The sequence below is a fragment of the Mesorhizobium sp. M0800 genome, assembly GCF_040320095.1.
Classification (GTDB): Bacteria; Pseudomonadota; Alphaproteobacteria; order Rhizobiales; family Rhizobiaceae; genus Mesorhizobium.
Genome location: NZ_JAMYOZ010000066.1, coordinates 1 through 9030 on the forward strand (window position 1 = coordinate 1; position 9030 = coordinate 9030).

Genomic DNA, 9030 nt, shown 5'->3' on the forward strand with positions numbered 1-9030 from the left:
TTGTGGCTGTTTGGACAGACCACGTTCTATCATCAGCTCGAAGCGCAGCACCTTCCTGCATCACCGTTGAAGAAGGGGCGCAAGCCGAATACCCCATCTACCAGCGCGCCCTCGCGGGGGCGGAGCTTTTTGAAGTTCAGTGCGCGCGGGGGGAAATCACCATGCGCAAACGCTTCATACTAACCGCGGTCGCGGCCGTTGCAGGCTGTCAGACGGGGCCGACAGCCATTGTTTTCAAGCCGGGTGTGGATCTTAGTTCCACTCTATCGGCCGTCGACCAATGCAAGATCGACTCTTTCAAGGAAATCCCTCAGTCGCTGGCAACGGACGTCCACCCTGGTTACAACAACCCAGGCACGCTCCAATGCAACACTTTCGGAACCATGGTTACTTGCAACCGCATCGGCGCGATCAATATCCCAGCCACAACGACAACCTACGACGTCAATGCGGCTCTTCGCGACCGCTACGTCACGCGCTGCCTAGAAGGTAAAGGTTTCGCCGTGAAAACCGACGGACGGGCCTGCATTACAGAATCTGAAACGAAGAAGGCTCTTGCGGATCGGGAAGCAGGGCAGTTTCCTCAATGCGCTGTCCAATTATAAGGAGGACTATCCGCGGCGGACGATTGACGAGGATAGCGAAACCGACGCGTGCGCGTAGGCCGTCTTCCGTGATCGCGGAATTACCTGAATCATCAAGCTCGCTACTATTCATGGCGGCGGACCTCAACCCGCCCGGCCGGCGCCCTGTTCAGGCACTACCCCAACGCCCCCCAAGCGGCGCCGGCCACCTCCCCCACGAGGCGAGCGTTTCAGTTCCGGCAGCTTGTGGGCCTCCAGCCTGACCGGGCCGCCCCTGACGCAGCTCGTGCAGAGCAGCGCCCTCTCGACCGTGCTGAACAGCGCGCCTTTGCCATATTCCTGCAACGAGCATGGGACCGATGTCCCGCCACGAATTCGTGCATGAACTGGAAAGTGCCGCGGATCGCATCGCGGACATGTCGCGGGCCGATTTGCAAGTAATGCTACGAAGGGCGCGCTGATGCTCAGGGACTGTCGGCGGGCTCAGTCTCGATCCGCGAACCGATGAGGTACGGAGCGACCTGGCGGTGCCCGGCGTGCGGTCAAGCAGTCGACTGGCGCGATCTGCGGCAAGTCATCTGGCACGAGCAGCTCAGGCACAAACCCTAGAAAAAATGGATGCCTAACCTTTGGAGCTACTTTCCATAGGCGAACTCCCGAGCCCCATTGACGGGGTGACACTGAAACTGAGGCTTCTTCTCGGCGCGAACGAACGTCACCACTACGGTTCCATCAACCCAGCATCTACCACCCCCGACCTCATGCGGCCGTGGCACCACCATGTACCAATGCAGGCCGTCGATCCTTCCGCTATCGGGGTGGTCGGCGGTCCTAAGCGTCCCGGAGAACGTTCCGTTGCAATTCAACGACGGGTCGCGAACAAAGGCCGTGCATACGGTATAGCCAACTGGCGCTTGGATTGTCCCCCAGTGCTGATTTCCTTCATCACGGTGCGGTCCCACAATGGCATCAATCCCCTCGACTACAGCAGTCCCGCCTCCTGGGTAGCCAAAATAAGTGGCGACTATGTCCAAAACGAATTTGCCTTCGTCGGTATTGATCACGCTCGTCCACCAGCGATCAATTTCTGACGGATTTTCGACCTTGTTGAGCCTTTCGGCCACGGCCAAGATGTCTTTTTTCGGAGCGGCGTTGAGAGGCAATGCCGTTATTGTTGCAGCCACGGTGAGACTAGCAAATACAAACGAGCGCATCGAAACCCCCTAATTCATGTTTGCAGTTTAAAAAAAGGCCCGCCAGCAGAAGCCAGCGGGCAACGGGTAGACTGTCCGGGTTCGGGTCAGCCCCCCAGTTTGGGATAAAAGTCTTCTGTGACCTGCGCATCGGCCGAACAGATGAAGCGTTCCGTCTCCCAGCCCTTTCGGAGAAGTTACGGGAATGATCGAAGCCCACCGATCCGTTGGCATCTGGCAATCGCCTACCGTCCAAGCGGCTGTCGGGAAGCCGACAGAAGTTCTTCCTCATCCACTAGTCCGGCCATGTAATTTGCAATCATCCGGGACGCGAGCGCTTGACGTACTTAAACTTTCAGCGCAGCGGCAATGCCCACTCGTCTGGCTTGAAGGCTGAAAAGACTTTGAGAAGGTCCGCGCGAGCGGAACCTAGAAACGCAAAAAGCCCGCCGCACCTTTGGGCACGATGGGCTTAAGCGTGAAGAGATCGAGTTCAGTCGTAGATTTTCACAATCTTGCGGGTACCTGGATCGACCAGGACGGTTCGCCCGTCGACGATCACGTAGCGGTACTGAACGTCCGGCACCTCGTAAAGCTCAACTGTGTCAGAGGCGCCGGCCTTCGGGAGATTGTCGGACGTTATTTCCTGCGCGACATCGCGCCGGAGGACCAGGATCTGCTTATCAGGCTCAACGTTCTGCCGGAGATCAGCACGGAGCTTGCCGATGCGTTCCTGGGCTCGCCGCAGGCTGCTCGCCTGCTGGTGCGGCTGCAGCATCGCCAGCTGCTGATCACGCGCGACGGTCCGGGCGGCGCCGCCTTCCAGCTGCATGACTGGTTGCGCGAATACCTTGCCGGCCTACTGGACCGGCGCGTGACGGAAGCGGACCGTTCCAGGCTGCGCGAGCAGGCAGCAAAGGTCCTGCACGAGGCAGACAAAACCGACGCGGCAATCGTGCTGGCGTTGCAGGCGGGCGCCTGGCCGCTGGCACGCCAGCTCATTCTGGAGTGCGCTAACGGCGTTCTCTCGCAAGGGCGCAGGGCCAGCTTCGTCGAATGGTGCAACAGGCTGCCCCCCGACCAGATGGACGGGTGGGTCCATTATTGGCTGGGCGTCGCCTTCGCATCGGACGATGCGAAGGCCGAACCGCACTTCTCCAAGGCATGGCAAGCATTCGAGAACACCGACATGCGCGGCCAATGCCTGACGGTGGCGCGGGCGGTCGTAGTCAAGACCGCCAGCTGGCGTACGCATGAGGGGCTGGCGGATTGGACGCGCCGAGCCTCACAGGTTCTTGCCAAGGGATTGCCGGAGTTGGATCCGGAGGAACTCATGATGGTCAGGCTCGGCATCCTGCGGGCCGTCGATTTCGCCGAACCTGGCGAATTCGACGCCCATGACGCGAAGCGCCTCGTGAATGATATCCAGCAGCGCCTGACACATCTGCCGATCGAGGATTCGGTCGAGTTGCGCCTGCTGGCAAGCGAAGCGCTCATCGACTACGCGACCTCGTCGGGGCAGCGCGACATTTTTGCCAATGCCGTGGACAGCGTTGCCGCCGATCTCGAACATCCGGATATCCCGCCGCTGGTGCTCGGCATGTGGCTGGTGTCCTTTGGCTCGGCCAGCGGCCGTTACTTCCCGTATTCGCGGCGCGGTTTTGTCTATGCCTCGGCCGAGGATGCGTTGCGACGCGCAACGGCGATAGGCGAGCAGCACGCCTTACGGGGCGTCGAGTTCAGCGCCCTCTATCAGCTTCAATTGCTGATGAAGCTTCACAACAGGTTCTCGGAATTCAATGCGCTCGTCTCCCGGCTGGGCGAGATCGCGGACAGCAGGTTCACAACCCAGGTCGCTGTAGTCGCCGACTGCCACGCGGCGATGCACACGCGCAACGGCGACTTCGTCAAGGCTTATCTCGACTGCGATGCCTTCATGGATGCGATCGAGCGGGCGAATGAGCCGATGATCGAACGCTGGCCGCATTACGTCACCAAATACCAGGTCCTGCTGGCCGATCGGCGTCCAGCGGAGGCCATTGCGCTACTCCAGGAGATCGTCGAAAGGCTGAGCGGCGGCCCTCGCCAGCGGGTCGAACTCAACATTCTGGCCGCTCAGGCCCTGGAGCAGAAGTGGAACGGCGGCGCGTCCTATGGCAGTCGTCTGGCTGAATTCATGGAGGCGTTGCGCCAGGTCAACCCCTCCGCAATCCTGCTCAACCTGCCTGACCTATTGGCCGATCTGGTCGCCGATGCGCTGGAGCGAAAGATCGACATCGATCTCTGCCGCCGCGTCGTTCGGGCGCGATATCTGGTCCCGCCCGCTGGCCGACCCGCCCAGTGGCCTTGGCCGCTCAGGATCCACTTGATGGGAGGCTTCCGCCTCGAAATTGATGGCGCCGAGGTCGCGCCCGGTGCCAAACCTACCCGCGCGCTCGACATATTGCGCATTATCTGCCTGTCGAGGGACCAGGTCTGTTCGGTGGAAACCCTGCAGGATTGGCTCTGGCCCGACCTCGACGGCGACCAGGCCAAAGCGGCCTTGGAGCAGGCGCTGCATCGTCTGCGCAAATTGCTCGGGCAAGGCGAACTCGTGACGCTGAGAGAAGGCCGTTTGCGGCTCGCGGCCGACAAGGTTTGGATCGATCTTCAGGATTGGGAAGACCGGCTGAAACGCGTCCTGTCGGGCCAAAGAGACAGCGCAATGGAGGAGCAGGAAATGCTGCTGGAAGGCTTTGTCGGCCCGCTTTTCTCGAATGGCCCGATGCCCGCCTGGTCGAACGCCGCGGCCGACCGGGTGCGGGACGGGTTTGTGGAGCTCGCCGTGCGGATCGCCAAACACTGGCAGAGCCAAGGCGACGCGGATCGGGCACGCCAGGCGTGCCGGCGTGCGCTCGATTTCTACCCGGAATCGGCCAAACTCCATGGCACGCTCATCCAGGAGAGCCTCTCCAGGAACGACCATGCCGGCGCCATCGAGGATTACCGGCGCTATGAACGCGCGCTCGCTTCGACCGGCGATGACGAGCCCTCGCCTTTGCTGCGTTCGCTCGTGCGCCCGTTTCTCTAGACCGGTTCATCGTTTCACGGAAACGCCGAACCGCTCTATCTCTTTATTTTTGCGCAATTCCGGACGGAAAACCGTTCCACACTTTTCCTGGAATTGCTCTGGCGCAGCTCGGAACTCCGTAAGCCGTCCGTAAGTCGCGGTCTGGGAACCTCGGCCCGTCGATCAAAACCGATCGCCGGAGGCCTGAAGCCCCCGATACCAACACTCACAGGAAGGAAAAGGTCATGCCGTATACTGCCAGAGCAACTTCGAGAGTGCGTGCCGGCACCATCCGCGCTGGAGCCACAAGACTTTCCGACCAGCTGAGGATCGGGCCTTGGTCGCTCCTCTCGCCCGAAGCTGTCATACAGCAAAAGTACAACTCCCTTGGAGGCGCCGGCTTCGCCGAGATCGACAGGAAGGACACTGGAAAAGCCTGGTATCTCAAGAACGGCTCATGCATTTGTTACAACGATGCCATGCACGACGCCTTTGAGATCCATGGCGAAATCTACAGGAAGTGGATTGCGCTTGGCGGTCTCGCGTGGGGCATTCCCTGCACCGACGAAACCGGAACTCCCGACGGCGTCGGCCGATACAATCACTTCAACAACAATACCGCTTCGATCTACTGGACACCGAACACCGGTGCTCAAGCGATTTGGGGGGCAATTCGCGGCAAATGGGCAGCAATGGGCTGGGAGCGCTCGCTTCTCGGCTATCCGGTCACCGACGAAACCGGAACTCCCGACGGCGTCGGGCGCTACAACCATTTTGCCAATGCCGGCTCGATCTACTGGACACCGAACACAGGAGCCAACGTGGTGTACGGTGACATCCGCAAGAAGTGGGAGAGCCTGGGCTGGGAACAGTCATATCTGGGCTATCCCACGACCGACGAGACCGAATTTGCCGAAGGAGGCCGCGCCAATCTGTTTGAAAACGGCGGCATATACTGGTGGCCCGACACCGGCGCGATCGACCTTCGAGACGTCGTCGTCCACTATACCGGCCTCCATTGCTTCGGCGAGACCGACTGGGATCAGGGGCCGGGTGGTGCGGACGAGCCCTATGTCATCGTCAGCGTGGCAACGCCGCAGATCGCCGACACCAAGCGCAGCCAGGTCTATGGCGACGTCGATGCCGGAGATACGAGACCCGACCTGATGGAGGTCTATCGAGGCAAGCCCTACGGCATCAATATCGGTACGGTGCTGATGGAAAATGATTTCGGCGATCCGAACAAGTACAAGGACGAAGTGCAGAAGGTCGTGATGGGCGTCCATACGGCGGGTACGCTGGCTTTGGGCCTCATTCCGGTGGCAGGACCTATCATTGCCGCGATAGCCGGCCCGGCCCTGGGATCCTTGATGCCATCGATCGGCGGCGCCATCAGCGATCTCTTCGATTGGGGCGATGACAGGATCGGCAGCGCGACAGTGACCATCTCCGCAAAGCAGATGGTGGTGCTCGCGGCACGTACGAACAATACCACCTTCAGCGGGATTGGGTTCAAAGTGGAAACGCCCCTGATTTCCGGCGAGGGGGCTTCCTACAAAGCCTATTTTGGCTTTGTGCCTGCCTAGGCCAATCGCCCCGGCAAAAAAGCTTGCCGGGACAATCAACTTACCAGCCCCGCCTTCCGTTGGCGGGGCTGCCGTTCGCGACTGAGAGATTTATTTCCGTAGCGGTCGTCGCAAGGCGCGGTTCGGATGCGGCAGCGGCCGATCAGCATAGCGGGCAAGCTGTCGTTGCCTAACCCCGCACAGCCCGTAGCGCCGCCATGAACGCGGCTCCTTCGGCCGGAACGATGGAGACCGCATTAAGTGCAGTCACCTCAACGACGCGACCGGCCAACGGGGCCGAGCGGGATCGGCGGAAACCGGATCAGGCGGTGCGCAACCCGCCGCCATGACAGCCGAGATCAATCAGGATGGAAAGAGAACGGTGACAAGAGCGGGCATGCATCACACCAGTCCGCGCTTGGCCATCATCGCTTCCGGGGAAGGCATCTTGCTGCGGAAGGCGGTGTAGAGTTCTTCCGGGTCCTTTGAGCCGCCGGCGGCGTAGATGTTTTTGCGCAGCCGCTCGGCCAGCGCCGGGTTGAAGGGATCGCCTGTTTCCTCGAAGGCGGCGAACGCGTCGGCGTCAAGCACTTCCGACCACATGTAGGAGTAATAGCCGGCAGAATAGCCATCGCCGGCGAAGATATGGCCGAAATGCGGGGTGCGGTGACGCATGGCGATGGTGTCGGGCATGTTGAGTTTTTCGAGCGTTTCGGCTTCGAAACGAAGCGGCTGGTCCGGCGCATCCGGGCGTGCGTGATAGGCCATGTCGACCAACGCCGAGGCGGTGAACTCGACCGTGGCGAAACCGGCGCCGAAGGTGCGCGCCGCCAGCATCTTGTCGACCAGCGCCTTTGGCATCGGCTTGCCGGTCTTGACATGCAGCGCATGCTTTTCCAGCACCGCCGGCACCGTCAGCCAGTGCTCGTAGAGCTGCGACGGCAGCTCGACGAAATCGCGGCTGACCGAGGTGCCCGCGACCGACGGCCAGGCGACGTCGGTCAGCATGCCGTGCAGGGCATGACCGAATTCGTGGAACAGGGTCTTGGCCTCATCGACCGACAGCAAGGCGGCCTCGGCGGCCGGCGGCTTGGCGAAATTCATGATGTTGTAGATGACCGGCTTCGAGCCAGGGCCAAGCCTATAACCGGATTTCAGCGCGCTCATCCAGGCGCCGGAGCGCTTCGAGGGCCGCGCGAAATAGTCGGCGAGGAACAGGCCGCGCTCGCTGCCGTCGGCATTCTTCACCACGAAAACACGTGCGTCCGGATGCCAGGTGGCAATGCTCTTCTTTTCTTCGAAAGAAATGCCGAACAATCGTGTTGCCACGTCGAAACAGGCGTCAATGATGCGGTCTAGCTGCAGGTACGGCTTCAGCTCGGCCTCGTCGAAGGCGAATTTCTCTGCGCGCAGCTTCTCCTGATAGAAGCGCCAGTCCCAGGCAGCGAATTTCTCGTTGCTGCCGGCCTCGGCCGCCAGCCGCTGCAATTCGGCCTGGTCGCTTGCGGCCTTTTCCACCGCCTTTTCCCAGACTGGATCGAGCAGCGCGTGCACCGCCTCCGGCGTCTTGGCCATGGTATCGTCGAGCTTCAATGCGGCGTAGGAAGGATAGCCGAGCAGCTTCGCCTTCTCGGCGCGCAGGCGCAGCATGTCGCGCACCACTTCCGTGTTGTCGGTGGCGCCGCCATTCTGACCACGCATGATGAAGGCGCGGAACGCCGTCTCGCGCAGATCGCGCCGTTCTGAGAAGGTCGAGAACGGCTCGTAGATCGAACGCGACAAAGTGACGGCGTAGCGGCCCTTCTGGCCGCGCATCTCGGCGGCTTCCGCCATCGAGCTTTTCAGGAATTCCGGCAGGCCGGCAAGGTCGGCCTCACCGAGGAACAGCACCCAGTCGCGCTCGTCGGCAAGCACGTTCTGGCCGAAATTGGTGCCGAGCGACGATAATTCCTCGTTGATCGAGGCCAGCCGCTTCTTGCCTTCGGCGTCGAGCCTGGCGCCGGAGCGGACGAAATTTTTCCAGGTCTTTTCCAGCACCCGCAGCGTTTCGGCATCGAGCTTCAAAGCCTCGCGGCGCTGATAGAGATCGTCGATGCGGGCAAACAGTCGCTCATTCATCGAAATCGCCGAGTAATGCCGCGACATCTTTGGCGAGATGTCGCGCTCCAGCGCCTGGATCGCTTCATTGGTGTGGGCGCCGGCGCGGCACCAGAAGATCGAGGAGACATGGTCGAGCGCCTCGCCGGCAAGCTCGAGCGAGGCAAGCGTGTTTTCGATCGTCGGTGTCCCGGTGTTGCCGGCAATCGCCTCGATCTCGGCCTCATGCGCCTTCAGGGCCGTGTCGAAGACCGGAGAAAAATCACCGTCGCCGATGCGCGTGAAATCGGGCAGGCCGAGCGGCCCTTGCCATGCGGTCAGCGGATGGGCGGCGAGGTCGACGGTGGACGGCATGGGCAAACTTTCGCTGAGTGGCGGGAGGCGGGCGTCACCGATGTAGGGCGCCGGCCGGTTGCGCGCAACAGCGCGGCTGGTTAACACTAGGCCGTAGACTCATTAGCGCGAAGCCATAGCCTGATCGAAGCGAGCTGGATCATGGCGAGGAAGTTGGCAGCCAGCTTGTCGTAGCGGGTGGCGACGCG

At 61.3% G+C, this 9030-nt stretch carries 5 protein-coding genes and 2 pseudogenes; 3 read left to right on the forward strand and 4 right to left on the reverse strand.

Annotated elements, in window-relative coordinates; translation table 11 throughout:
- Positions 1 to 605: hypothetical protein (locus tag NKI18_RS33050; protein WP_353022019.1), on the forward strand; the 605-nt coding region annotated here is incomplete at its 5' end.
- Positions 606 to 1219: 614 nt separating this feature from the next.
- Here NKI18_RS33050 and NKI18_RS33055 read toward each other — a convergent pair.
- Together NKI18_RS33055 and NKI18_RS33060 are read right to left on the reverse strand one after the other, a co-directional pair.
- Positions 1220 to 1798, reverse strand: coding sequence for a hypothetical protein (locus NKI18_RS33055; protein ID WP_352620548.1), 579 nt, complete (start codon positions 1796 to 1798; stop codon positions 1220 to 1222).
- Positions 1799 to 2270: 472 nt separating this feature from the next.
- Positions 2271 to 2387: pseudogene (locus tag NKI18_RS33060) on the reverse strand (DUF1236 domain-containing protein); the annotation flags it as partial.
- 45 nt (positions 2388 to 2432) lie between these two features.
- Here NKI18_RS33060 and NKI18_RS33515 point away from each other — a divergent pair.
- Both NKI18_RS33515 and NKI18_RS33070 read left to right on the forward strand, forming a co-directional pair.
- Positions 2433 to 4847 (forward strand): AfsR/SARP family transcriptional regulator, encoded by a 2415-nt coding sequence (locus NKI18_RS33515; protein WP_502900805.1) that lies wholly within the window; start codon positions 2433 to 2435, stop codon positions 4845 to 4847.
- A 224-nt stretch (positions 4848 to 5071) separates the two neighbouring features.
- A complete protein-coding gene (locus NKI18_RS33070; protein WP_352620546.1) occupies positions 5072 to 6412 on the forward strand; it encodes an LGFP repeat-containing protein in 1341 nt (446 codons plus the stop codon).
- Between the two features lie 381 nt (positions 6413 to 6793).
- Here NKI18_RS33070 and NKI18_RS33075 read toward each other — a convergent pair whose 3' ends face one another.
- Complete coding sequence (locus tag NKI18_RS33075) at positions 6794 to 8848, reverse strand: M3 family metallopeptidase (protein ID WP_352620616.1); 2055 nt, start codon at positions 8846 to 8848, stop codon at positions 6794 to 6796.
- Between the two features lie 80 nt (positions 8849 to 8928).
- Positions 8929 to 9030, reverse strand: a pseudogene (locus NKI18_RS33080) (IS5/IS1182 family transposase); the annotation flags it as partial.